We start from the raw sequence: 25,431 nt of genomic DNA, 5'->3' as shown, positions 1-25,431 counted from the left end.
CAACACTTAATTGCTTCATCGTACTGTTCTAATCATCGTACTGTTCTAAAAAATTATACTGACATCCTTTTCCGGCATAGGCATCTGCATAATCAGGCTTTAGCTCTATCGCCTTGTCGTATGCTGCAATCGCCTCATCATATTTCTCTAATATATTTAGTGCATACCCTTTATAACAATATGCAGTGGCGTGCTTAGGATCTAATCCTATCGCCTTATCATATGCCTTAATACTTTCTTTAATGCCTTGATGCATAAAGCTCATGCTCCTGCCCCACTCACAATAAAGCTTTGGGTCATTTGGCTCTAACTCTATTGCTCGCTCATAGCTGTTATGAGCTTCACAAAGCCTACCTGCCTTAGATAATAATAATCCTTTATTATAATAAGCACTAGAACACAGTTTATTTATGGCACTGTCATATATGCTTCTTCAGCTAATTCTCGCTGACATATTAACGATAAACTAGCTCCTTTACCTAAATAAGCTTCACCAAACATATTCTCTTCATTAATAGCTACTGCCATATCGAATTCTTTTAAAGCGTCCTCATATCTTTCTAGCTTATATAACTTATAGCCTTTATTTAAATTGTTTAATTTGTTCTTATTCTCTAAATTTGATACTTGCTTTGTCATTTAATTACCTATTAATTTTGTTCTACTAATTCTTTTGAAAAAATCCTTGGTTTTAGCCTGCAAAGTCCTATTTTTTAGATAATTTACGGTGCTAGTTTGATGAATCATGGCTAATTTAAAATTAGGATTAATGGTACTTGCTTTACCAAAACATATGACTGCTTCTGTGTATCTACATAATTCACATAGACTACGTCCTTTGTTGTAATAAGCATCTGCATAATCAGGCCTTAGTGCTACCGCCTTATTGTAGCAGCTAATAGCTTCGTTATGTTTTGCTAAACTGGCTAAAGCATACCCTTTTTCATTATAAGCTTTGGCATAATCAGGTTTTAGCTCTATTGCCTTATTGATGGCTTTAATTGCCTCTTCTGCCCGCTCTAACTTTAAAAGTGCTTTTCCTTTATGATGGTAATAAATAGAACGGGTAATAATATTACTTGCTTCCTCGAAAGATATTAATGCTTCTTTATATTCCCCATTCCCATATGACCTCTGACCTTGCCTAAAATAATGTTCTGTATCATTTTTAGGTCTAATGAATTTCTCAAGTAAGTTGATTATTGGTTCGTACCCTTCTATTAACTCCTTATCTTTAATTTTTGTTTTTTCATCTATAGTCCGTGCTAATAACTCGCTCAGTGCCACTATGCCATTTTTATATACTTTGAGGTTAAAGAGATTGGTATGATCTTCACTAGGTATATTATCAATGCCAGCTGTTTTCATGACTTTATTACATAGTTCAAGTGCTAATGCATAACGCTTCATATTTTTATGACGTATCTTTACTTCTCCCACTTCGGCTAAATTCTCTTGATATTCTATATTTTTCATACAACACCTATTTTCTAAGTATTAATTTGAGATTAATTCTTCATGTCTTTATTGGCAATGTTAAGGCAGGTACTACCCGCCTCTTTGCTTTACGACTTTTATTTTTGTTATTTTTTTTAAGGGTTTTTTATTCGTTTTGTCTTTAAGATACTAACCTTCAGCTTTAAAACCCCTTGATGGCTCTTAAATCGCTTTTGCCTCTGCTGGTCATACAATAACTCTAGCTTAATGTTCTTACGGCTTGCTATTAATTCGATGCCAGCATTAAGGCTTGTCCTTTCATTTTGAGCATTAACTGATACAATACCAGTTCCGATAGTTTGCTGGGACTCGTGGTACGTTAAAGTGAAGGGATGGCTTTTGCCCCTGCTGCCTATTCTTCTCTCTACCGAAAAATGAGCCGTTGGAGTTATTGATATTGTTGATGTTGATGGAGTACTACCCTTTAGCTTAATAGGAGCAAATATTACTCTGCTGCCTATCTCACCGCTTATGGCTTGGTAACTCTTTTTAGAACGCTCTATAGACAGACTACTTGCTATTTGCTCTTTGTGGCGACTTACTTTCTCATATTCATACCTCAATCTAATGTGAGGTATTAGCGTAATATCTTGCGGTAGTCCTATCTTGTAGTTCAAGTGCGGCTCAAGACTAAATAGTTTTGATCTTACTTTTTTACCTTTGCTATAGCCTGCTGAACCTATTACCGAAATGCTCATATTAGGGCTTACTGGACGTGAGCCATATAGACTAAATATATGAGTATCATATTTAGCTCTTGTACTCGCGGTGCTGCTTCGTAAATCACTTGACCCGCCTTGATCTTGATATTTAACACGGCTACTAAACTTGCTAAAACTAGCACCGAGCAGCAGATCCTTTTCAAGATTAATGTCTGCTCCAATAGTGCCTCCGGCTATTTTACTACTATAGCCATTCGAGTCTGCTTTAGATTTTTGTTTGTTACTGCCAAGCGTGCCACTACTCCATATGCTATAACCGGAGATTTTGTCAGTTACGTTATCATCTTCATCACCTGCAGCTACAGCAGCAGTTACTATATCTTTAGCAAAGATGCGGTGTCTGATCTGTTTACTAGATATTTTGCTTATCTTCCGTGCCTGGTTATGTGATGCTGCTACCATCGTTGCTTTTTTAAGTAGATCTTCTTTGTCTTTAGCAGTCGATTCTTCTTGTGGCTCAGTGCTTGCAGTACTATCTAAGTTAGTAGATATGTCTTTAGATAAACTATCTTCTTCGTCCACCTCATCTAGTATCTCAAGGACGCTTGCTGTGGTACTTTTTTCTTGCGATGCTTCCTCTGATTCGTTGCTGTCTGCTGCAATATTGGCTTCATTAATGCTATCGTTACTTGCAACAGCTGAAGATAGCTCCGATACTTGAAACTCTCTTATGATGTCAAGCTCCGCTTTCTTCTCTTCAGTCGCAGGTGGCGAAAATGGTATCCCGTCCTCGTCGCTGCTATCGTCAGAAAAGTCCGTTTCCCATTCTGAGTTGTCATCGTTAGAATTTTTACTGTTGCTACTTGTGTATACGGTATCGTAGCCGTCTGTATCTAAAATACTATCCTCTTCACTCCAATCACCAACGCTGGAACAACTAGATCCGCTATAGCCGCTATCTTCTATTGCCTCATCTAGCATTTTTATTACTTTCGCTTCTTCCTCACCTAATGAATCGGCTTCTGAAATATGTAAGTCTTCTGAACTGCTAAATGATGATAGAGGAGGTGCTGATGGCTCAAATTGCTTTTGTGTATTTGGTGTACTAAATTCAGTTTCAAATGCTTCACCTATCTCAGTATCAGGATCTTGCCAAGGTTCAGAGTATTCCGTAACGCTACTTGCCATACTAATAGTATCTATAGGCTTGCTGTATATAGACTCTTCTGCTCCACCGCCTAGTGTCCCTGCTAAATTATTGATACCTTGATTTTTTAGCTTCTCTCTTAAGATTGCTATCTCAGATCTTAAATCTGATACTATGTTGTGATGTAGTGCCGGATCTATACCATTAACTACACCTTCCCTACTCTCGCCTCTTTCCTTTGCTTTTTGCTCTATCCTTGCTTTAACTGCCTCAGCTTCAGCTCGGCGTCTTTCTCTTGCTATCTCCTCATTCTTCTTAGCCGCTTCCTCCCATTTCTTTTTGTTCTGCTCCCGAATTGTTGCTGCTCTTGCTAAATTCTCCGCTTTCTTCCGTGCTTGCTCCTCAGATGTTAATTTAGGAGTTTGCTTTACCACTTTCTTTGACTTGGCACCATTCTTCCCTCCAGCTATACCATTTCTTCTTCTCTCAAGCGTATCATACAGTTGACTCATTAAATCCCCGCCGTCGCTAGTTAATACCTTAGGCTTTGGCTCTTTCTTTACCTTTTTTAGTATGTTTTTGCCAAAATTCCTTATCGATTCAAACAATGCTGACCTATTTTCTGATTTTCCTCCTATACTTGTGTCACTGACTAAATTAGGTATAGCAGGTAGCACAGGCGGAATTGGAGGAGCTGGTGGTGGAGATTGCGGCATGATTGGTGGTGAAGACACGTTAGTGCTAATTCCTGCAGAGTCCTTACCAAATAGAAAACTTTGATTTGGTTCTATAGCTGGTTGTGCTTTGGCATCTAATGTTACTGTGAGCATCATTGCCGATAAAAGACTTACGGATACTATTCGTGATATTCTGCCTATTGATCTGCCGTACTTTTTGCTATAGTAGCTTGTTCTTTGACTAGCTGGTAAAAAGTAGTCAGGATCTAGATATTTTGATTGATTTGTTCCATGATCTGCTAATAGCTTAGTGCTATTGCCAACACAGTGATGATGTGATATATTCATAAATGACCTCATATTTATTTATGGGTTATTGCATTTACCAGTAAACACAAACCGTCCAAAGTTTTCAGTGTTTACTGGTTTTTCTTTTTATAAGGTAGTTTCTACTTTATTATCAGCTATCTCTGCTACCTCATACTTCTACTTTATTAAATATATTTTAGTGTGTCAAGAAAAATTACCTTGGGCATGGTATTTTTTAATTAAAACTGAGTCTGATTTATGAAATTGTCAATTCCTATACAAAAATTCTTAAAGAAAAATTTAATTAAACTTGGATTGAAAAGAAAAGACTTTGCACAAAAAATTAATATGACGTATCCAACAGTGACTAGGCTTATTAATGCTTCTAGAAATAATCCTGAATTTATGACAATTATTACTCTAGCTGATTTTTTTCATTGCTCTATTGATGAAGTTATAGGACGAAAACAATATATATTGTGTAATGCACAGCAACAACAATTTTTACAATTACCTTTACACAAAGTGCAAAAAAACCTTATCTCATTTATTAAGAATAAGTTAGTCTTAGAAAAGATAACCGCTTATCAACTAGCCAAAAAATTAAAACTTGGCGAAACTGTTATTCATGATTTTATAAAAGATGGTAGTAATATAAATATCCTAAGTAGTCCTGTCATTATAAAATTAGCCAATTATTACTGTATTTCTTTGGATATTATGATTAACAGAACTCTAGTATCTAATGAATTTTAACATATTATTATATAATAGTTATACATGATATATATAATAGATAAATAATCGTTATACATTACTTTGTTTTTTATCAATATATTCTGAAACTATTCTTACCATAAAACTAGATCTATTTCCTTCAGTTGGATTGCTTTTTAAGTAATTATTAAGTTTTAAGTAAAATGAATCTGACATAGAGATCATTCTTCCTTTATATGTATCTTTTTTTTCTTGATATTGTGGGATTTGTGGGTCACTACTTTGAATAAAATCAAATTCTAGTTTTGAAATAGCATTAGGATTTGGTATACTTTTTATTTTTTTCATATTTAAAATATATTATTCAATAATCATTATATAATAACATTATAATTATTATATATCTATTGTATAAAATTGTTTTAGTTTATCTTGTATTTCTTGACTAATATTCTCTATTTCTCGTACCGCTTTTTGATCTTGTGGAGTCTGTTCCACCACTCCTCTACCACTTTTTATAGAATGTTTAAATGCTACTCTTTCGCACCTCGTAATAATAGTCTTTAGAGTGATTAGCTTTGTGCTCGGAAAGTAGTTTAATTAATCCTAAAGGCTCGTCTCTAACCACTTTGTAGGTTATAATTAAATCTAAATTTAAATCAGATATGAAAGCTCTGTTTGGTTGTAACTTAAAGAAAATTGCTCCACCTCCTAAAAATGGCTCATAGTAATCTTTAAAATTAGTTGGCATGCGAACACTTATTGCCTTTCTTAAACTTCTTTTGCCTCCAACCCATTTAACAAAAGGTCTTGGTATTTCTTTATCTATTTCCTCAAGGGGTTTTAATTTTAATGATGGGTGGTATAGGTGCGGAGTGGCAATACATTCTACATTTTTCCCAACTACCTCTGTATTGCTAGCATACTCAAACAGAGTGCTTGCTTTCTTTGTAATATCACATATACCCGTACTCCACCCTCTTAACCCCACATCCTTCGCTAAGTCTGCGTATCACATGCGAGTAATTATTTCTGATCCAATCCGCCATAAACCTTGTTGGCATTGTTAGCGTTAGTGTGCCAGTTTCCCTGCATTCTTTAGTCTCTGCTTTAGAAAACCAAACCCCGTCTATCACCGCCCCTAATTCCTCAATCAGTCCTTTCCTGATTTGATGCCATGCTGTGTTTTCTTCTATTATATCTAATCCCTTACCAATATCTAAAATTCCAATATCTTGGCTATTAGAAATAATATCAGGTTCTTTGATTTTAGAATATTGCTTTTCTATCGCTTCTTTTCTTTCCCCTTTTCCCCTGCCACCTTCAGAAGATCCTTCATCTCCAATCACAGTCACATAATAACCGTTAATACCATACACTGCTTCTATTTGCTCGCTTAAAGTTGCTATTTGTCGCTCACTTAAATCTAGTCGGTTTGGGATTAACGCAGTAATAAAACTATTATCATGATTTGTTTTAAACTCAACTTGTGTCAGTATCTCATATGCCACATTAGTACTAAATCTTCCTGATATCTTCTTCCTTACCTGCATTTCTTTGCTGGTATCCAAGGAATTCTCTATTTGGCTTAGGTATTTCTCATATTCTAGTAAGTTTTGCTCTTCCGAATTAATGTTACAGCTGAACCTAAATGTTGTATGATTTACAAGCGGTCCTTGATGCTTCTCATTCTTTAGAATCTTTGCCATATAGCTTAAGAATGTAAATTTGTTCTTAAATCTCTTCTCAGGATATTTGATGTAGAGCTTCAGTAATAACTGATTCACAAAATTATTGCTGAATTCTCTACCAGCTCTAAAGTTAAGCGTATCTACATCTTGTTCTGAGAGTGGATAGAAATGCCTTAATTCCTTATATTCAGATATATCTTCGATGATTCTTGCAGCAGACTCAGAGGTAGTATTAGAACAAGATGGTTTAGTCTTAATAGAACTTTCAAAAGAATTGTTATAAGATTCAGATGGAAACGAGCTTTGCTCGTTTCCCAAAAACTCTTTTTTAGCATCTATATAATCTATATTTTTAATAATACTATTCTTTAATACAAAGTCTTTATTATATAATTGACCAGAATCAGTGCAAGCAGGGTCATATTTAGTGCATTCCCATTCCTTAGAGGATTCCAAGGTTTTATTGTTATTGTATTCTTCTTCATTTTGATCGCTAATTACTGATTCTTGATTGTGATTATTAATTACTGCTTGCTGTTGACCTATATGTTCTTCTTGGTTATTCTGTTCTGCCTGGTTATTTTGTTCATGCTGATTATGGTGCTTGGTGATGAGAGAAACATTAAGCACTGATATCTTCCATAAAGATTTATCAGCTCTGCTGTTATGATCTTCTGTATCTTTTATGAAAAATCTCTGTTTAGAGATAAAATTATGATCTTCTAAGTCTTTCAATGCTTTAGCCAAGCTATTTCTATGCAATTTAAGTTCTTTCTGTAATTCTTGATAAGAAGTAACAATAGAGTATGACTTATAGGTTAAGGCACTATCAGAATCGTCATAATTGTACTTATTAGCAGAAGATTTATAAATCTTAGTAAAAAGATATAATAATATGATCTTAGATATTGCAGAAATGCTACAATTAGAATTTAATTGCTTTAAGAACTGATAAGATACTCTTATAAACATCTTAGTTTTTTCAAGATGTTGTCTTTTTCCTTCTATGGTAGGTATAAAGGTTTTATCTATAAGGTCTAAACTCTTAGAGTTATTTTGGTGTACTGCTTCATCATTTATGTCACAAAGAGCAAATCTATCAGGTTCGTATTTAAGATCATTAAAAACCTTATCAGGTATTGTTGTGGTAATAATGTTACGATTATTCTGTCCTTTTTCATTCTTATCTCTATGGATAAGAAAATATCCTTTATCCTCTAAAGATTTTTGTAGAACAAATACTTCAGCTTTAGAACAAGATAGCCTAGAAGACCAGCTTTTAGCAGGTAGCGATATAGATCTATTACGTCCTTTAGAGGAGTTAATATAAGAAAGAGAATCAGCTAAGATATAGTACATCTTCTCAAGTGAAGATAACCTAGAGCATGATAATATGTGAGATAATAAACACCCAGTTATTGGGATGTATGATTGATTCTTTATGGTATCAAGGTATTTATGTATACCTATATTCTCACTTGACCTAGCAAGTGGGTAAAATAATTGCATTTTATGCTCCTTTTATGGAGCTAAGTACCTAAAAACCTTGACTTTTTATTATTATTTATGTAATATCTTTTTATAAGAGATCCGGGCAAAGATTATCTTATCAATAAATAAGGAGCGAAGGTTGTATACTTAACTCCTTATTTATTCCTTGTTATTTTCATTAATTTCATTAAGTAATACCTTTTCTTGAGCTAGTTTTTCCTTTGCGGCTTCTAAAATCCACCTACTTCTATCTGTAAGTGCAAAATTTTGTAAATGAGCATCTAAATCTTTCAGAAAAGACTTTGGCATAGATATCATTACTCTTTTTACATCATGTTTTAATATAGCCATAAACGTCAAAATTATATTTTATATTCATAATAATATTAAACATAATGTAATGTCAAGTATCATAATACAATATATTACACTTTAAAAGTGTAATATATGTATATGTTAAATTAAACAATACATAAAAATTAAGTTGATTATATTATTACAAGGTGTTATTAATTAATTATTATATAATAGATATATAATAATTAATTAATCCAAATATAATCCATATAACATTATGTATATCATCACAATTGCCAGCACAAAGGGTGGAGTAGGAAAATCAACATTCAGTCTAAATTTAGCTACTGCTTTATTAAATCAAGGAAAAAAGGTTGCATTATTAGATGCTGATGCTCAAGGTACTGTCACAAAGTGGTCTAAGGTTCGAGATTATATGATTGAAGCTGGTGAAAAAATTAATAAGCTTTTTGTAGCTGGAGTACGAGGTGAGGCTTTATTAGAAATTGCAGAAGATAAAAAAAAACAAGGTTGTATCGTTTTGATTGATAGCCCAGGAGTTGATGACTCAAATATGAGAAGTTCATTATTGAGAAGTGATGCCGTGATTACTACTTGTTCTCCATCACCAGTAGAATTGTGGGAGGTAGAATCATTGATAACTATTATGAAAAAATTACAGTTAGTTCAAAATAGAAAAATCCCACTATTTTTATTATATAATAAGGTACCTACAATATACTCTGATACTGCGATAGCAGAAGCATCGTTGTTTTTTGAACAAAATAATATTATGCCTCATTATATTCTGCAATCTTATATTAAAGAAAGAGTAGCATTTAAACATTCTATAAAAAGTGGTAGAGGAGTGGTGGAACAGACTCCACAAGATCAAAAAGCGGTACGAGAAATAGAGAATATTAGTCAAGAAATACAAGATAAACTAAAACAATTTTATACAATAGATATATAATAATTATAATGTTATTATATAATGATTATTGAATAATATATTTTAAATATGAAAAAAATAAAAAGTATACCAAATCCTAATGCTATTTCAAAACTAGAATTTGATTTTATTCAAAGTAGTGACCCACAAATCCCACAATATCAAGAAAAAAAAGATACATATAAAGGAAGAATGATCTCTATGTCAGATTCATTTTACTTAAAACTTAATAATTACTTAAAAAGCAATCCAACTGAAGGAAATAGATCTAGTTTTATGGTAAGAATAGTTTCAGAATATATTGATAAAAAACAAAGTAATGTATAACGATTATTTATCTATTATATATATCATGTATAACTATTATATAATAATATGTTAAAATTCATTAGATACTAGAGTTCTGTTAATCATAATATCCAAAGAAATACAGTAATAATTGGCTAATTTTATAATGACAGGACTACTTAGGATATTTATATTACTACCATCTTTTATAAAATCATGAATAACAGTTTCGCCAAGTTTTAATTTTTTGGCTAGTTGATAAGCGGTTATCTTTTCTAAGACTAACTTATTCTTAATAAATGAGATAAGGTTTTTTTGCACTTTGTGTAAAGGTAATTGTAAAAATTGTTGTTGCTGTGCATTACACAATATATATTGTTTTCGTCCTATAACTTCATCAATAGAGCAATGAAAAAAATCAGCTAGAGTAATAATTGTCATAAATTCAGGATTATTTCTAGAAGCATTAATAAGCCTAGTCACTGTTGGATACGTCATATTAATTTTTTGTGCAAAGTCTTTTCTTTTCAATCCAAGTTTAATTAAATTTTTCTTTAAGAATTTTTGTATAGGAATTGACAATTTCATAAATCAGACTCAGTTTTAATTAAAAAATACCATGCCCAAGGTAATTTTTCTTGACACACTAAAATATATTTAATAAAGTAGAAGTATGAGGTAGCAGAGATAGCTGATAATAAAGTAGAAACTACCTTATAAAAAGAAAAACCAGTAAACACTGAAAACTTTGGACGGTTTGTGTTTACTGGTAAATGCAATAACCCATAAATAAATATGAGGTCATTTATGAATATATCACATCATCACTGTGTTGGCAATAATAGTAGGGTAGTACCTACTTCTTTTGCTAGCCCCTACAAAACTTTAGCTCGTACTACCTCTCGGAACGCTAGCAGCTCTTGCGAGTCACCACAAAAACCTCATTCACAAAAAAGTACAAAATATAAAACTAAAGCTAAAACTGAATCTAAAGCAGCAAGATTAATTAGTATATCTCATGACTATAATACCCAATCCTCATCAGAATCATTTACCTCTAGAACAATCACAGTATTAATAAGTTTTTTAAAACTCGGTAAAGATGATGCGTGGCTAAAGCTAGGCAAGCAATTATTGTTACTGAAAAAATCTCCAAACAAACAAAAATTCTATAGATCTGCATTATGTTGCTTTAAATCATCAATCAAAGCTCATCCCGATAATTACGTAGCATATTATTTTAGCGGCATAACATTGTGTCTTCTTGGAAGGTACGCGGAAGCAATCAGGATGTTTTTGTCTAGTATTCGTAAGAATACAGAAACAATTACTGCTTTGCTGCATACATTATCGGAGGTGTTAAGTATTACGGAAGGTATTAGGCTTGCTACAGGATGTGAGGGTGTAAATGGTATTGGTAATAGTGATGCAGCTGTGCAGCAAGATTCTTCATCAAATATCAGAAATTCAATATTTAATAAAAATCTAGACAAGTTAGAGATGGCAATCATCAACAAGCTTCAAAGATGCAAAATAGAAGGAGCAGTAGGTAATAGTATGGCTAAAGAACAAGAGCAGGCAGACGAGACTTGGAGCAAATATTTTGAACTAGGGATGTATTGGTTTGGAAGAGAGCAGGGTGATCATAAGTCACTCATGTATTTTAGAAGATGTTTACAGCTAAACCCTAAGAATGAACAAGCAAATTATTATGTGGGAATGATACTGCAAAAGCAGGGTAGATACCATGAGAGCTTAGAGGCATACAAAAGAGCAATATCATTAAGACCTGAAGAGGGGTTTTATTATTATATGGCATCGCAAGTTTATACGGATTTGGAAGAATCACAAGAAGCAATAGAGATGATAGATAAGGCTATTGCCTTATCGCCTAAAGATATAGCGTATCAGAATATGAAAGAACATATATTTAGAGCATTTGGAATAGAAAAGGATTTAGTGGATATAGTGAAGATTACCAGTGAACCACCTAAGATTTAAATAAGCAGTAAGTTTAATTATGAAATCAATTATAGAGGAGGGAGTGACAATGAAAAAAAGAAATGAACAAGAAGCATACCAACTCTTAACAAGTCGACAACTATTGGCATTGTACAGGAGTTATTCTAGAGCTGGAGAACTAAAATATGCATCTCCAGTTTTTGAGTATTTGTTGGAATCGACATATAGTGACGCAGAAGGATATTTTGAGAAAGCGGTTGTATTAAAAGAGATACTTAGAACAGAAGAAGCACTTGAAGCTTGTGACAAGGCAATAGAGCTAAAACCTGATTTTGCGGCAGCTTACGCTCTAAAAGCAAAAATAATATTACACATATCTCAGCAATATGAAGAAGCAATCAAAGCCTATGATAAGGTCATAGAACTTAATCCTGATTTTCAGGACGTATATTTAGACAAAGGATGGTGTTTAACTGAGATTGGAGGAAGCGGTAGAATGCTTTAACATAGGTATAAAGAAAAATCAGTGTGGTGAAGAATTGTATGCAAGCAAAGGTTGGGTTCTCGTACAAGAATTAAATCAAAAAGATGAGGAAGCCTTGCAAGCGTATAAGAAAGCAATTGAGCTAAGTCCCAAAGACAATATTTATTATTTTTTTGCCGCTCAAATATTAAAAGAATTAGGGCGAGATGAGGAGGCTATAGCAATGATAGATGAGGCAATAGCGTTAGAACCTACTATGAAGGAATGTATTTTATATTGTTTTGAGAAGGATGATTTTGACTATGCGGTAACATTAAGGAAGCGAGAGTGCATGAAGCTAACAAAAGCCCGTTTTCATTAATAGCAAAAGTATTATTGAACAAAGTGAGAGTAATATATGAAAAATAAGAATTATATCCAAAGAAGCAGTATGAGATTGAGCGAAGAGGAGCAAAAAACATGTTTTAAGAAAGGCATTAATTATTTAGATCAAGGTAAGTATGAAGAAGCTTTGAAGATATTTGGGGTGCTTTTGATGGGAGAGTCAAAAAATGCAAGTCTTCATTATTACAAAGGAAATACACTTCATAAGCTTAAGAGATACGAGGAAGCATTAGAAAGTTTTAAGGTAGCAATTAGGGTTCAAGCCATGGGAGGGAGCATATTACTATGGCCTTGCTAGTAGTTATTATGCTTTTGGAAATGGGACTGAAGGACTTGAGGCTTTACAGAAAGCGGTATCTGCTTACGGGAGTTCAGAAGGAATATACCACAAACATAATATGCTTGCGGGCTTTAAGAGGGAAGAAAGCGGGAATCAAGGGATGCAATTGAATGTCGTGACTCACAAAGCAATAAAGCTATGTAGTCATCATAGGCAATATGCAGGATTAAAAGTAGGGGATAATTATAGCTTTGGCTTTATGAGATAAGTATACATGCCAAATATTTGGACAGAGGCAATATTATTGATGTTTCATCTTATTCCATCCCATTCTCTTTTTTCTTTTACAGATATAGCGGGGGAGTGTGAGGGGGCTAGAGTTAAACGTGGCAGATTTATAACATTAGAAGGTGTAGATGGCAGTGGTAAATCCACACAATGCCGCATGTTAAAGGAATATTGCATATCTCGGAATATTCCTGTTATGTCAACTAGGGAGCCTGGAGGCACAGAAATTGCTGAAGAGATGCGAAGTATCTTGGTACATAGAGATTTACTGCCGATGTCGGAGTTATTACAAGTTATGGCAGCACGCTATGATCATATTGTAAAAAAGATTCTTCCCACAATAGAAGCGGGCTATACGGTGATATGCGATAGATTCATTGACTCAACGGCATGTTATCAAGGTTTAGAGATTGATGGAGGTATGGATTTAGTATACAGCTTGCATCAGCAGCTCATGCCACCTATAATGCCGGACATTACGTTTTTTATTGATGTAGAGCAAGCATTAGCGATGGAGAGAGTTAGAGTCCGTAATGGTAATAACTATAGTAGCAGTAATTTGAGAAATAATAGATTTGATATTAAAGACTTAGATTATTACAAGAAGATTCATAATGGTTTTAGAACATTAGCTGACAAGTATCCAAACCGCATAAAGACAATTAAGGTAACGGCTTTAAGCACACCAACACTAACCATAAGATTATCACAAAATATTATAATGATTTAGATTTAGGATAGAAAAAGGTAAAATATGGCAACAGAAATACACACACAACAAACATTTGAACATATCAAACAAGAAGTCGAGGATAATATTAAAAATACCGCTGCAGAGAATGATAGTACATCAGAATCTATAAAGAGTAACCGGATATTATCATTATCCGGTGGTGGAGTGAAGGGGATAGCAGAGCTAGTGGTACTTGCTGAGATAGAAGAGCGTACAGGCAAATCTATATCAGAATTGTTCCCTATTATTACCGGCACTAGTGTTGGTGGTCTCATTGGAGCATTGCTAACTATTCCAAAAGAGCCTGGATCAAACATACCTAAATACAGTGCAAAGGAAGCTTTAGATATATTTATAGACGCAGCACCGAAGATATTTGACCATTATTGGTACGATGGAATAAAACAAATATTTACGCATAAGCATAGTCAAGGACCATTAAAGGAAATATTAGAACAGCATTTAGCAGGATTAAGATTAGATGATACAACATCTAGATTAATAATCCCTGTTACTGATTTAGCAAGTCTAGATAAAGGAGGTAAGATATTTGATAGTCATGATTCTTATAGTCCGCATATTAGAGTTCAGGACGTATTACTAGCGACCACTGCAGCACCTACATATTTTAAGCCTGTGACTAATAAAGAGTATATTAAAGGCTATGAGAACCAAGAGGATGCACTTTATGCATATGCAGATGGAGGGCTTGGGTCTAATAGGCCAGCATATGAGGCACTGAAAATATTAAAGAGCGGTCATAGTAGGGAAGAGAGTGCCAAGATACTTGATGATACTATGGTATTATCGCTTAACTTTGATAAAGATACATCAGGCAGTAGCTCAATACCAAAGATAGGATTTGATGGAGTAATAGGATGGCTTGTTAAAGGAAAGTTAGTTAGTCGTTTAATGCAAAGCAGCGAAGATAGTGCTACAGCAGAAGTAAGGGGCGATTTACCAGGAGAAGATGAGTTTGTGGAAGTAAAGCTACCTATTACAAAGGCGACAAGTAGTTTAGATAATAGTAGCCTTAAAAACATAGACGCATTAGTGGCGGTAGGTCGTAAGTATATAGAGGATCACACAGAGCAATTACAGAAGCTATGTGATAATTTAGTAAAATATGTAGAGGTCGAGACTAAAGCTATGACCCATGAAAAAGCAGCAGAAGATGCAATGATAGCAATAGAAGCCGGTTTAGATTTAGATAATAGTTGTAATGATTCTACTATTGTAAATAAAGAAGCTATAACAGTTACATCTGATGATATAGCAAATAGTAATGAAGATGCTAATAGACATGATAGTGATGATACTGTAAGTAACCCTATTATCACCAATGACAATAGAGAGCAGATACTTGACGGTATTAAGCAGTATCTCACGTCATTTGCAAATGAGAATCCTGATTTAAAGGAAAATATTGAACAGTATTTGATTGCAATGAATGATTATAGCAATCAGGAATTAGAAAAACTAATATTAGATTTTGCAGAATGGCAAAAGGTAGTGAAAGAAATGGAATTACATGAGGCAGAGAGTGTACTTGCACCTTATATGAGTTACGGCATTGAAGCCAGTCAAGAGTCCATGGAATTTGAAGGGATAGACGACGAGGTCTCAAATCATGAGATTTTGGCGTGAAGAAATACAGCAAGAGTACATAATATGAATAGCAATGTAATTGTTGACCTTGTACCATCGCTGTTAAATGTCATATAGTTAACTCTAAGAGAAAGTAAGAAATGAAATAATACATATAGTATGATGATTTTAAATGATGGTAACCCAACAAGTATTAATCAAAAAAAAGAAGCTGAGCTTACATTAAGTAGGCACAGAATATTTAATTGGTTTGACAATCTCCCTAAGGTATGCCAAGAGTTGTTTACGGATGCGGTACAGATTTCAGACAAAAAAAAGACAATATTTGAAAAATGGGATCATATCTTAACCGCCATCCATACAGTGCCAAACTGTACCCTTGCTCAAAAGGAATTTGCCCAATTTTTTACTCCCTCCGATGTAGCCCTTTATGCAGCATTCTCATTATTAGATAACTATAATATGGAGAGCATATTTGATCCATGTGTAGGGGTATGGTAGCTTACTTATTACAACTGCACTTGTTCTTGTAGAAAAAGAAAAATTGTCCGGTTGGGATTTAGTAAGGAAATTACATGGTAGCGAAATAGATAGAGATACTAGAATAACTGCTATTAAAAATATAGCTAGATGTTTGGTAGATATATCCCCCCTTCCTTAGAAATAAATCGTGTTGAGGCACAATTACAAAAGCAAATCAGGCTCTGTGATTTCATCACTTATCCTAATAATAAGTTATTTGGATTCAAGATTATAGTAAATCCACCGTACAAAGAAGGTAATAAATAGTATTTAACAGCGATTCCAAATTTAATCTTACAGACAACGGTGCATTTTTTCTAGATTATCATAGAGAGTAGTTCTTTTAACATTGAATGTCCGGCATATTGCAGCTTTGCTTGTGCCGGATTTCAGTGTTTCACTAATTGCTTGCATTTTTTCAGGTGAGATAACCCGTGGTCTTCCTCCTGTTTTTCCCCGTTGCTTAGCAGATTTTAAACCTGCCATAATACGTTCTTTAGTCAGTGCTCGTTCATATTGAGCAAGAGCCCCAAACACACTGAATAAAAACTCACCGTGAGGGGTTGTTGTGTCCATTTGTTCGGTTATGGATTTAAAGCCAATATTTTTCTGTTTAAAGCTATCAATAAGTGTAATGAGATGAGACAATGACCGTCCGAGTCTATCTAATTTCCATACAATGAGACAGTCGCCATCTTGTAAATAATTAAGAGCTTCTTGTAATCCTTTTCTATTATCTTTTGCTCCGCTTACCTTATCTTGAAAAATATGTCTTGGATCTACCCCTGCTTTAATAAGTGCGTCATATTGAAGATCGAACACTTGGCGATCATTTTCACTAGAAACTCTCATATATCCGACTAACATGTATGAAAAACCCTTTTTAGTTGATTGTCGTACAGTGCTGCAATACGACAGTGTTTGTCGTATATAAATAGCTTATTTTTGGGGATATTTAATATCTTTAATAAATTTTCTGCTGTCGATATTGACGATAAATTACTAATCGGATTTCTAAAATTTGTCACTAATAAAGATAATAAAGACCATCCTATTATTAAGGAGTTTTTAAATATCTCCAATAAGTCTAAATTACGTAAAAATACTAACTAACAAGAGATGCATATGAACACAATGGCAACTACTGGAAAATCTAAGCTGAAACTTAATTTGACAGCAAAACCATTAACTCTTAATGCTAATTCTTTAATGCAAGGTCCTGCTCTTAAGAAAGTTGTAGTCTTTGAAAAACCTAAAAGCGACGTCAAAGATACAGGTAATTCACCTGCCACATCTGATAAAAAAGATGCGTCTATAGGTACCACTCAAGCCAAAAGCAACGATACAAAAAAGAGTAAAAAACAAGAGGCTGTATCGAGTAACAAAAAAGCATCAAATCAAAAGGTAGTAGTAAGTCCTAAAGAAATATTAAAAGACAAGATGAAAAGACGCAAAAAGGAATATTTTAGTATCTTAACTAAGTTGCAAACCGATTATCCGGAAGTATTCTCTGAAGAGGTTAAGCCTCTTGCTATCGGTATAGATCTTGAACTAAAGAAAATATTAAATGGACAATTTCCGAATAATCAATTAAATAGATTTTTCCATAGATATTGTGGTAGTTTTAAATATAAAGAAAAACTGGTAGAAGGAGCTAGGAGGTTTAATCTTGATGGCTCTCCTGCAGCTTTAGTTACTGAAAAAGAAGTGCCAGTCATAGTTAAGAAGCCTAAAAATGTTGCTAATGCCGCAAAAACTGTTAGCAACGAAATAGATCCAAAGCAATGAATGAAAAAGATATTAGTAGTAGCAAGGAAGAAGACTTAAGTACAAATAGCGATGCTCTAGTGACACTAGCGATAATGTGACTGCTGAGCGTCCAAAACATGACGCCCTTATTCGTAAGGCTCTAAAAATCCAATTGTTGCCAAAGAGTTCTTTGAGATGCATTTGCCGAAAGAAATTAAGGCTATGTTCTCTTCCCATACCCTTAAGATGGAAAAAGAAAGCTTTGTTGAAGCCGACCTCAAACATTCTATATCTGATATTCTATTTTCTGCTAACTTTAAAAATGATACAGGATATCTTTGGATTCTGTTAGAGCATCAGAGTACTCCTGATCATTTCATGGCTTTTAGACTCTTTAAGTATATGACGGATATTGCAGCAAGATATCTAACTCTTAATCCTAAATCTAAACATTTGCCTTTTGTTTACCCCATTGTGTTCTACAATGGAACAAAGAAATATAATGCTCCAAAGAATCTTTGGGATTTGTGCCAGCATAAAGAACTTATGCAAGATATTTGGACTAAAGACCACCAAGTAATTAATGTGCATGATATTCCTGATGAGGAATTAAAGAAAAAAGCTTGGGCAGGGATACTGCAATTCTTCATGAAGCATATTCATGAAAGAGACCTACTTAAAAGATGGTATGAGGTAGCTGATCTATTACCTGAACTGGCTAAACTAAATATTGGTATTGATTACCTAGAGCTGATATTAACCTATACATTGATTAAAATTGAAAAATCTGATAAAATAGAACTAGAAAAAATACTTAAAAGCCGTTTAAATAACCAGCAAGGAGAAAAACTTATGACTAGCCTCGCTCATCATTGGAAAGAAGAAGGAATACAACAAGGTATGCAGATTGGTAGAAACGAGGGCATGCAGATTGGAGAAGCTCGAGGCATGCAAATCGGGGAAGCTAAAAGAACTATGGAAGTAGCTAAAAATATGCTTTCTAATAATTACTCAATTCCTGAGGTCTCACGTATTACTGGACTCTCTATTTCTGAACTCAATACCATAAATTTAACTAATAAAAAGGATTCCTAAACATGAAAATACATATTTCCCAATGCTCTGATGCTCCTAAAATACTTGCAGCTCTTTACAACAATGCTGCACCTCAAGGCTTAGGTTTTTTAGTACAATCTTCCCGTATGTTTAATGGATCTTCTTCAGAAAGGAACGAAATTACCAATAGGATTTTATTGGCGGGTTCTAAGTTGCTCTATAGACTCTGGAGGAAAGTATCTATAAAAGGTTGTCCTACCTATATCTAGCGTTTTTATAATATCAGAAATAAACGGATAATTTTCATTATCTTTTAGCATAGCTTTTGCCGTACGCATTTTTTCGTCACTCATAAACTTAGGTCTCCCACCAATTCTACCGTTTCTACGGGCAGATTTTAAGCCGGTTTTGGTATTTTCTACAATAATCTCTCGCTGAAACTGATCGAATGCTGCATTCATATGAAAGAAAAGTCTTCCTTCTGCTGTTGAAGTATCTATATTTTGGGTAATTACATGCAAGCCGATTTTTTTCTCCTCAAGGATTTTTAAAGTACTGATTATTTGCGTAAGCGATCTTGCAAGGCGAGATAATTTCCAAACTACAAACGTATCGCCTTCAAGCATATAATCAAGAGCTGCCTGCAATTGAGTACGTTGCTTACTTGCACCTGATATTTTTTCTGTAAATATTTTTTTACATCCTGCCTCATTAAGAGCATCAATTTGATGATTAGGGTTTTGATCTAACGTTGAGACTCTTGCGTATCCGATAAGCATATTTTCTTATTCCTAAAACGATTTTTTGTTATATTAGCGGAACATTTTAATAAGAACAATGTTTTGGAACATATTAACATTTGTTACTTACCTAGTATTTATTTTACTTTGTCCAACATGTTGTTTACGCTGTATAACTTCAGTCACAAAATCTTTTTTCTTATTATACTCTTTAGGATCTACTGCCCTTTCTTTATATTGGCTTATCTTTTCTTGTAATAAATCAATATTTTTTAGTGCTTCTACTCTTTTATCTAACTCTTTATTATATATTTTAATATTTTTTACGTTCTGCTCCATTAGGTCCACGTGGTTATTACTGGTTTCTGAAGATACATTTATTTCCTTTTCCTTAGGATATAAACTACTAATCAATTTTTTTATTAAATTCTTTATTTTAACAAAAATATTTTTCGTACTATTTGATGTATCGGTTTTTAAAGCTGATTTCTTATTATTTTGTTGCTTGTTTTCAACTGTTTTCTGAGAAAATATGGTATCAAGAATATCTTTTAATATTTTTTCTTCCTCCCTCTGCACCTTATCAAGATCTAAGTGTTGTTTATTTTCTGCCCTGACTTCCTTTTCAGGCTTAAATTCATATTTATCATCCTCGTTAATGATAATATGCTGACTTACTATGTACGCAGATGTTAAATCTTTCCTAATTACTTGTAGCTTCTTAAGACAATCTGTCGTTATATCCCTTAACTCATTTATCATTATCATATTCTTTGCACTGGTATCATCAGTGTTAATACCTTTAAGTATACTCATACTCTTGATATCTGTCATAAAAACCTCATATGTTATTTATCTAGTTTAACAGAAAATTTATGTTAATAATAGTTTATTGCTTTGTTCATATTCATACTCCACCCTATTAATTCCACATCCTACACTAAGTCTTTTTAATACATGTGAATAATTATTTTTAACCCAATCCGCCATAAACCTTGTTGGCATTGTTAGGATTAGCATACCCTTTTCCTTATCCTCAGTAGCTTCTGCTTTAGAAAACCAAACCGCATCTATAGCCTCACCTAACTCTTCTCTCAATCCCTTTCTGATTTGATTCCATACTGTGTTTTCTTCTATTTTATCTAATTCCTTACCGATATCTAAAATTCCAATATCTTTGATTTTAGAATATTGCTTCTCTATCTCTTCTTTTCTTTCACCTTTCCCACTGCTATCTTCAGCAGATCCTACATCTCCGACCACTGTCACATAATACCCATTGATACCATATACTGCTTCTAATTGCTCGCTTAATATCTCTATTTGCCGCTCGCTTAAACTTTCTGTTTGTATCCCCCCTAAATCTAGTCGTTTTGGGATTATTGCCGTTATAAAGCTATTATTATGATTTGTTTTGAATTCTACCTGCGTTAGTATCTCGTATGCCACATTAGTATTAAATCTTCCTGCTATCTTCTTCCTTACCTGCATTTCTTTGCTGGTATCAAATGAGCTTTCTATTTTGTTTAGGTATTTCTCATATTTAAGTAAGTTTTGCTCGATCGTTCCTATGTTACAGCTAAATCTAAAGCTTGTATGATTTACTAAAGGCCCTTGATGCTTCTCGTTCTTTAGTATCTGAACCATATAGCTAAGAAACGTAAATTTGTTCTTAAATCTTTTCTCAGGATATTTGATGTAGAGCTTCAGTAATAACTGATTCACAAAATTATTACTGAATTCTCTATGTGCTCTAAAGTTAAGTGTATCTATATCTTTTTCTGAGAGTGGGTAGAAATGTCTTAGTTCTGCCCATTGTTCTTTTTGCTCAGATATGTTTTTGCTGTTTCTACTACTAGAATCATTTAAAAAAGAAGAATTGTTATAAGATTCAGATGAAGACAAGCAAAGCTTGTCTTCAAAAAACTCTTTTTTAAGACTTTCTTTTGATTGAATATAATTTGCATCTATATAATCTATATTTTTACTATACGTATTCTTTATTATTTCTTCTTTATTATTAAGGGCTGCTTTTTTTGCACTGATAGGCTGCTTTTTTTGCACTCCCTCTCTAAAATCCCTATAGGTATCAGGAAAAGCAAGAGAGTTATTACCCTGTAACTCTTCATGATTAAATTCTGTAATTTCTTCTGTTTGAGACTTCCTAATTTGAGAAATAGGAAATACTAAAGGATTAATAGATATATTAAAAATAGATTTGTCATATCTATTACAATCCATATCATCAGATTTAGTATATTTATGCTCCACTTTTAAAAAGAAGCTATCACCTTGTTGTTTGATATATTTGAATATATTAAACAGAGTTCTTTTACTCATGTTATTTTGTTGTATTAATTCATGAGATGTGGCAGAAAAAGAAAGCATGTTAGAGCCATTGGAGTTTTGCATAAAATTCCTATAAGCAGACATCATACAGTTTAAGAAGAATAGTTTATACTTAGATGGTAAATTATTTTTAAATAAGCTTTTCATAAATTCAAGCTCAATAGGAACGAATAACTTAGTTCTTAAAATATGTTTCAAATTAGACTCGTGATCTAATTTAGAACTATTACTTACTTTTAAGTTAGTAGGTGAGTCTTTAATTACCGAGTACACCCTATCAGGAAGCACAGGAACTAACTTATTAGCTAAATCCATACCCATTGCTTCTTTTTCTTCTAAAGACCTTCAGCAGTCCTAAAGACTCAAGTTTAGCTGTCATCTTTAGGCACCGTCAAGTTAAGTAAAATAGTATCAAAAAGTATTATATTTTTAGATTTCAGGCAGCAAGAAGTTTTTTAGTAGCTTCATCCCAAATGGATTTAGCGGATGCAAATGCAATTCTTCGCTCAGGTGCTGTTTTAGTATATCTTCCAACATTTATGGCAAATATATTTCTGACTTTGCCCATCAGTGATAATGTACATTGTGCTGAATTAGGATGCTTGAATTTAATTAATATCTTTTCTTTTCGCCTAAGTTGGCTGGTGAGCATTTTCAACACGATTATTTAATCTCTTATGAGTGCGATGCTTAGTCTTAGGACACATAAGCTTAACCGGTTTAATGTAACTCCTGAGCTTATCGGTAACAATTACTCTTGGAACTGGATAATTACCCAATAATTTTGATAAAAAGCGGATAGCTGATTTCTTGTTACGACGCTTCTGCAGTAATACTTCTAATTCATGCCCCTCAGAGTCAACGGCTCTCCATAATATAAATACTTCGCCTTTAATCTTAATATTCATCTCATCTAAATGCCATTTATCAGTTGGTTTCCGATCGCTCTTTCTAATGACATCTTGAAAATAAACTGCAAACTTGCAACACCAAAATCTTACAGTCTCATGACTTAAAATAATACCTCGATAGGCCATCTGTTCTTGAACATCTCGGTAACTATTATTGAACCGATGATATAACCATACTCCATGACTGATAATGCTTGCTGGAAAACGATGTCTCTTCGGGGCGTGAGTAATATACATAACGGTAAAATTTAGGCATAAATTATTACTGCTATTCTATAAATCATTCATTGCAATTGCTCAATACTTAATTTATACCTTGCTTAACTTGACGGTACCGTTGGTGTTATTGATGTTGTAGATATGGCATTAGATACAGCATCCTCGTTTAGTCTGATGGATTTAAATATTACTCGGCTGCCTATCTCACCGCTTAAGGCTTGGTAACTCTTTTTAGAACACTCTATAGACCAGCTACTTGCTATTTGTGCTTTGTGACGACTTACTTTCTCATATTCGTATCTTAATCCAATGTGAGGTATTAGCGTTACTTCTCGCGGCATCTCTACTCTGTAGTTAAGATGAGGCTCAAAGCTCATTAACTTTGATCTTACTTTTTTACCTTTGCTATGTCCTGCTGAACCTATGATCGCCACGCTCATATTGCGGCTTACTGGACGTGATCCATATAGACTAAATATATAGGTATCATATTTAGCTCTTGCACTCGTTCCGCTGCTTTGTAAATCACTTGACCCGCTTTGATCTTGATATTTAACACGGCTATTAAACCTGCTAAAACTAGCACCGAGTAGCAAATCATTCTCAAGGTTAATGTCTGCTCCAATAGTGCCGCCAGCTATTTTGCTACTATAGCCATTCGAGTCTGCTTTAGATTTTTGTTTGTTACTGCCAAGCGTGCCACTACTCCATATGCTATAGCCGTGGGTTTTTTCAGCTGCGTCATCGGCGTCATCATCACCGCTAGCTACAGCAGCAGTTACTATATCTCTAGCAAATATACGGTGTCTGATCTGTTTACTAGATATTTTGCTCATCTTCCGTGCTTGGTTATGCATTGCAGATGTTGCCTCGGCTTTCTTACGTAACTCTTCCTGACTCATAGAGGTAGATTGTACGCAAGGTTCGTTGCTAGGTGCAGCATCATCTGCTTCAGTAATAGAGTTTTGGAGGTCGTCCTCTGCTACTGTTTCTTGGGTCAAGATATCACTATCTACATGATACTCGCTTTCTTCTTGCATCTCGGATGATATAGATGCCGTAAGTGTTTGCTCAGGATTTGATACTTCAGAAAGTTGCTCTAACTCTACTAGCTCTTCCGCTGTTGGAGGCGGAGGAAATGGTATCCCGTCCTCGTCGCTGCTATCCTCAGAATATTCACTACCACTACTTGTATATACAGTGTCATATCCACCAGTATCTGAAATACTATCCTCACCACTCCAATCATCAACGCCCCCACAACTAGAACCGCTATAACCGCTATCTTCTATTGCCTCATCTAGCATCTTCATTACTCGTTCTTCCTCGCCTAATGAAGCATCTGCTGAAATATGTAAGTCTTCTAAACTACTAAACACTGATAGCGGTGGTGCTGTCGGCTCAATTTGCTGCTCCATACTAAATTCAGTTTCAAATGCTTCACCTATCGGGGTATCAGGATCTTGCCAAGGTTCAGAGTATTCCGTAACGCTACTTGCCATACTAAGTTAGTGATAACAGAGTCAGAAACTCTGAGAAAATGAAAGATGAAGATATTTATCAAATTTATCGTAAATCATTTAAGCATATACAGAAAGTATTGTCTGAGGAATAAATGCAAGAACAAAATGGACAAGACTCATCTTGCGATAATAATCTTGTAGGTACTTGTCGTGTCAAATGTAAGATTGAACGTGTTATAGCTGCAGCTATACTGGCAATTGGCATTGCTTTCTCTGGTTATTTTGTAGGAAATGCTTTTTTAAAATCAAAATCTCTTGATAGGAATATAACAGTAAAAGGTCTTTCAGAGAAAGAGGTGATATCCAATCTTGCTATATGGCCCATTACTATTAAAGCAACTGGTAATAATCTGACCGAAGTTAATAAAAAGATTGAATCAGATCATAATATGCTAGTTAGTTTTTTGATAGAACAAGGATTTAAAAAAGAAGAGATCGATTTTGGTAATTATGCTGTGACTGATTTGTTAGCACAGTCTTATCGTAATAATAATTCTGAAGAATATCGTTATATAATAACTTCTACCACTATTTTAAAAACTTCTAATGTTGCATTAGCTCAAAAAGTCACAAAATTACAAAATCTATTAGTGCAAAGAGGTATAGCACTAGGTTCTGAAGGCTATAATCCATCAGATTACAATGGTCCATCATATATTTTTACAAAGTTTAACGATATAAAACCGGCAATGCTTGAAGAGGCTATTAGAAATGCTCGTAAATCAGCAGAAAAATTTGCAGTAGATTCTGGTAATAAACTTGGTTTTTTAAGAAAAGCCAATCAAGAATGAATCTATTGCAAATAGAAGTATACGTAAAAAGATACGGCTCGTTACTACTTCAGAATATTCTTTACAAAATTAAGTAGTTCTGTAAGATCAAATCTTGATTTCTA

At 33.9% G+C, this 25,431-nt stretch carries 29 protein-coding genes and 2 pseudogenes; 14 read left to right on the top strand and 17 right to left on the bottom strand.

Annotated elements, in window-relative coordinates; genetic code table 11:
- Positions 1-28: 28 nt before the first annotated feature.
- The 5 genes and pseudogenes from RAS_RS08140 to RAS_RS10350 form a co-directional block, all read right to left on the bottom strand.
- Positions 29-265, bottom strand: a complete 237-nt coding sequence (locus RAS_RS08140; protein ID WP_147144230.1) for a tetratricopeptide repeat protein — start codon at positions 263-265, stop codon at positions 29-31.
- A 75-nt stretch (positions 266-340) separates the two neighbouring features.
- Positions 341-403, bottom strand: a pseudogene (locus RAS_RS11270) (hypothetical protein); the annotation flags it as partial.
- A 5-nt stretch (positions 404-408) separates the two neighbouring features.
- Entirely contained in the window at positions 409-639 is a 231-nt protein-coding gene (locus RAS_RS08130; protein WP_147144227.1) for a hypothetical protein, read from the bottom strand.
- Positions 640-1,476 carry a tetratricopeptide repeat protein gene (locus tag RAS_RS08125; RefSeq protein WP_232049390.1) on the bottom strand — a complete coding sequence of 279 codons (837 nt, stop codon included), beginning with the start codon at positions 1,474-1,476 and terminating at the stop codon, positions 640-642. It abuts the gene before it with no gap.
- A gap of 116 nt (positions 1,477-1,592) precedes the next feature.
- The gene (locus RAS_RS10350; protein ID WP_147144224.1) at positions 1,593-4,331 is read right to left on the bottom strand and encodes an autotransporter outer membrane beta-barrel domain-containing protein; all 2,739 of its coding nucleotides are present in this window, start codon (positions 4,329-4,331) and stop codon (positions 1,593-1,595) included.
- A gap of 219 nt (positions 4,332-4,550) precedes the next feature.
- Here RAS_RS10350 and RAS_RS08115 point away from each other — a divergent pair, with 219 nt between their 5' ends.
- The gene (locus tag RAS_RS08115) at positions 4,551-5,048 is read left to right on the top strand and encodes a helix-turn-helix domain-containing protein (protein ID WP_010424105.1); all 498 of its coding nucleotides are present in this window, start codon (positions 4,551-4,553) and stop codon (positions 5,046-5,048) included.
- A 51-nt stretch (positions 5,049-5,099) separates the two neighbouring features.
- On the opposite strand, the gene RAS_RS08110 is transcribed toward RAS_RS08115, so the two are convergent.
- The 4 genes from RAS_RS08110 to RAS_RS08095 all read right to left on the bottom strand — a co-directional run bounded on the left by RAS_RS08110 (position 5,100) and on the right by RAS_RS08095 (position 8,500).
- The gene (locus RAS_RS08110; protein ID WP_010424102.1) at positions 5,100-5,357 is read right to left on the bottom strand and encodes a hypothetical protein; all 258 of its coding nucleotides are present in this window, start codon (positions 5,355-5,357) and stop codon (positions 5,100-5,102) included.
- Positions 5,358-5,535: 178 nt separating this feature from the next.
- A complete protein-coding gene (locus tag RAS_RS08105; RefSeq protein ID WP_010424096.1) occupies positions 5,536-6,000 on the bottom strand; it encodes a DNA adenine methylase in 465 nt (154 codons plus the stop codon).
- Positions 5,966-8,209, bottom strand: coding sequence for a DnaA N-terminal domain-containing protein (locus RAS_RS08100; protein WP_147144221.1), 2,244 nt, complete (start codon positions 8,207-8,209; stop codon positions 5,966-5,968). Before RAS_RS08100 ends, RAS_RS08105 begins: the two co-directional genes overlap by 35 nt.
- 141 nt (positions 8,210-8,350) lie before the next feature.
- Positions 8,351-8,500: a hypothetical protein gene (locus RAS_RS08095; RefSeq protein WP_232049405.1), complete on the bottom strand. Its 150-nt coding sequence runs from the start codon at positions 8,498-8,500 to the stop codon at positions 8,351-8,353.
- A gap of 265 nt (positions 8,501-8,765) precedes the next feature.
- Between RAS_RS08095 and RAS_RS08090 the strand changes: the two genes are divergently transcribed.
- Entirely contained in the window at positions 8,766-9,461 is a 696-nt protein-coding gene (locus RAS_RS08090; protein WP_032139680.1) for a ParA family protein, read from the top strand.
- A gap of 48 nt (positions 9,462-9,509) precedes the next feature.
- A complete protein-coding gene (locus RAS_RS08085; protein ID WP_010424102.1) occupies positions 9,510-9,767 on the top strand; it encodes a hypothetical protein in 258 nt (85 codons plus the stop codon).
- A gap of 51 nt (positions 9,768-9,818) precedes the next feature.
- Here the strand turns inward: RAS_RS08085 and RAS_RS08080 are convergent, their stop codons facing one another.
- Positions 9,819-10,316, bottom strand: coding sequence for a helix-turn-helix domain-containing protein (locus tag RAS_RS08080; protein ID WP_010424105.1), 498 nt, complete (start codon positions 10,314-10,316; stop codon positions 9,819-9,821).
- Between the two features lie 219 nt (positions 10,317-10,535).
- On the opposite strand from RAS_RS08080, the gene RAS_RS08075 reads away from it, so the two are divergent.
- From RAS_RS08075 to RAS_RS08040, 7 genes are all read left to right on the top strand, one after another.
- Complete coding sequence (locus tag RAS_RS08075) at positions 10,536-11,729, top strand: tetratricopeptide repeat protein (protein WP_232049404.1); 1,194 nt, start codon at positions 10,536-10,538, stop codon at positions 11,727-11,729.
- Positions 11,730-11,778: 49 nt separating this feature from the next.
- Positions 11,779-12,195, top strand: coding sequence for a tetratricopeptide repeat protein (locus tag RAS_RS08070; RefSeq protein ID WP_172616183.1), 417 nt, complete (start codon positions 11,779-11,781; stop codon positions 12,193-12,195).
- Positions 12,170-12,535 carry a hypothetical protein gene (locus RAS_RS08065; RefSeq protein WP_232049403.1) on the top strand — a complete coding sequence of 122 codons (366 nt, stop codon included), beginning with the start codon at positions 12,170-12,172 and terminating at the stop codon, positions 12,533-12,535. Before RAS_RS08070 ends, RAS_RS08065 begins: the two co-directional genes overlap by 26 nt.
- Positions 12,536-12,571: 36 nt before the next feature.
- Entirely contained in the window at positions 12,572-12,856 is a 285-nt protein-coding gene (locus tag RAS_RS08060; protein ID WP_147144213.1) for a tetratricopeptide repeat protein, read from the top strand.
- A gap of 256 nt (positions 12,857-13,112) precedes the next feature.
- Positions 13,113-13,856, top strand: coding sequence for a dTMP kinase (tmk, locus tag RAS_RS08050; protein ID WP_232049402.1), 744 nt, complete (start codon positions 13,113-13,115; stop codon positions 13,854-13,856).
- 24 nt (positions 13,857-13,880) lie between these two features.
- Entirely contained in the window at positions 13,881-15,506 is a 1,626-nt protein-coding gene (locus RAS_RS08045; protein ID WP_147144209.1) for a patatin-like phospholipase family protein, read from the top strand.
- A gap of 120 nt (positions 15,507-15,626) precedes the next feature.
- A complete protein-coding gene (locus tag RAS_RS08040; protein WP_147144206.1) occupies positions 15,627-15,968 on the top strand; it encodes a hypothetical protein in 342 nt (113 codons plus the stop codon).
- A gap of 315 nt (positions 15,969-16,283) precedes the next feature.
- Here RAS_RS08040 and RAS_RS08035 read toward each other — a convergent pair whose 3' ends face one another.
- Entirely contained in the window at positions 16,284-16,856 is a 573-nt protein-coding gene (locus RAS_RS08035) for a recombinase family protein (protein ID WP_032139719.1), read from the bottom strand.
- 78 nt (positions 16,857-16,934) lie between these two features.
- Between RAS_RS08035 and RAS_RS08900 the strand changes: the two genes are divergently transcribed.
- From RAS_RS08900 to RAS_RS08025, 3 genes and pseudogenes are all read left to right on the top strand, one after another.
- Positions 16,935-17,102: a hypothetical protein gene (locus tag RAS_RS08900; protein ID WP_232049401.1), complete on the top strand. Its 168-nt coding sequence runs from the start codon at positions 16,935-16,937 to the stop codon at positions 17,100-17,102.
- Between the two features lie 12 nt (positions 17,103-17,114).
- On the top strand, positions 17,115-17,777 hold the full coding sequence (locus RAS_RS08030) for a ProQ/FINO family protein (RefSeq protein WP_147144203.1): 663 nt from the start codon (positions 17,115-17,117) through the stop codon (positions 17,775-17,777).
- A gap of 76 nt (positions 17,778-17,853) precedes the next feature.
- A pseudogene (locus RAS_RS08025) lies at positions 17,854-18,833 on the top strand (Rpn family recombination-promoting nuclease/putative transposase).
- Positions 18,834-18,988: 155 nt separating this feature from the next.
- On the opposite strand, the gene RAS_RS08020 reads toward RAS_RS08025, so the two are convergent.
- From RAS_RS08020 to RAS_RS08000, 6 genes are all read right to left on the bottom strand, one after another.
- Positions 18,989-19,573: a recombinase family protein gene (locus RAS_RS08020; RefSeq protein WP_147144200.1), complete on the bottom strand. Its 585-nt coding sequence runs from the start codon at positions 19,571-19,573 to the stop codon at positions 18,989-18,991.
- A gap of 87 nt (positions 19,574-19,660) precedes the next feature.
- Positions 19,661-20,368 (bottom strand): hypothetical protein, encoded by a 708-nt coding sequence (locus RAS_RS08015; protein WP_010424172.1) that lies wholly within the window; start codon positions 20,366-20,368, stop codon positions 19,661-19,663.
- A gap of 39 nt (positions 20,369-20,407) precedes the next feature.
- Positions 20,408-22,198 carry a DnaA N-terminal domain-containing protein gene (locus RAS_RS08010; RefSeq protein ID WP_232049400.1) on the bottom strand — a complete coding sequence of 597 codons (1,791 nt, stop codon included), beginning with the start codon at positions 22,196-22,198 and terminating at the stop codon, positions 20,408-20,410.
- A 121-nt stretch (positions 22,199-22,319) separates the two neighbouring features.
- Entirely contained in the window at positions 22,320-22,535 is a 216-nt protein-coding gene (locus RAS_RS10345) for a hypothetical protein (protein WP_010424169.1), read from the bottom strand.
- Positions 22,516-23,031, bottom strand: a complete 516-nt coding sequence (locus RAS_RS08005; protein WP_029374876.1) for an IS6 family transposase — start codon at positions 23,029-23,031, stop codon at positions 22,516-22,518. Before RAS_RS08005 ends, RAS_RS10345 begins: the two co-directional genes overlap by 20 nt.
- An 83-nt stretch (positions 23,032-23,114) precedes the next feature.
- Positions 23,115-24,515 carry an autotransporter outer membrane beta-barrel domain-containing protein gene (locus RAS_RS08000; RefSeq protein ID WP_232049399.1) on the bottom strand — a complete coding sequence of 467 codons (1,401 nt, stop codon included), beginning with the start codon at positions 24,513-24,515 and terminating at the stop codon, positions 23,115-23,117.
- A 113-nt stretch (positions 24,516-24,628) separates the two neighbouring features.
- On the opposite strand from RAS_RS08000, the gene RAS_RS07995 reads away from it, so the two are divergent.
- Complete coding sequence (locus RAS_RS07995; RefSeq protein WP_147144198.1) at positions 24,629-25,327, top strand: SIMPL domain-containing protein; 699 nt, start codon at positions 24,629-24,631, stop codon at positions 25,325-25,327.
- Positions 25,328-25,431 lie beyond the last annotated feature (104 nt).

Origin of the sequence: Rickettsia asiatica (genome assembly GCF_007989425.1) — a bacterium.
Lineage (GTDB): Bacteria > Pseudomonadota > Alphaproteobacteria > Rickettsiales > Rickettsiaceae > Rickettsia > Rickettsia helvetica.
This window is presented reverse-complemented; position numbering and strand designations above follow the sequence as displayed.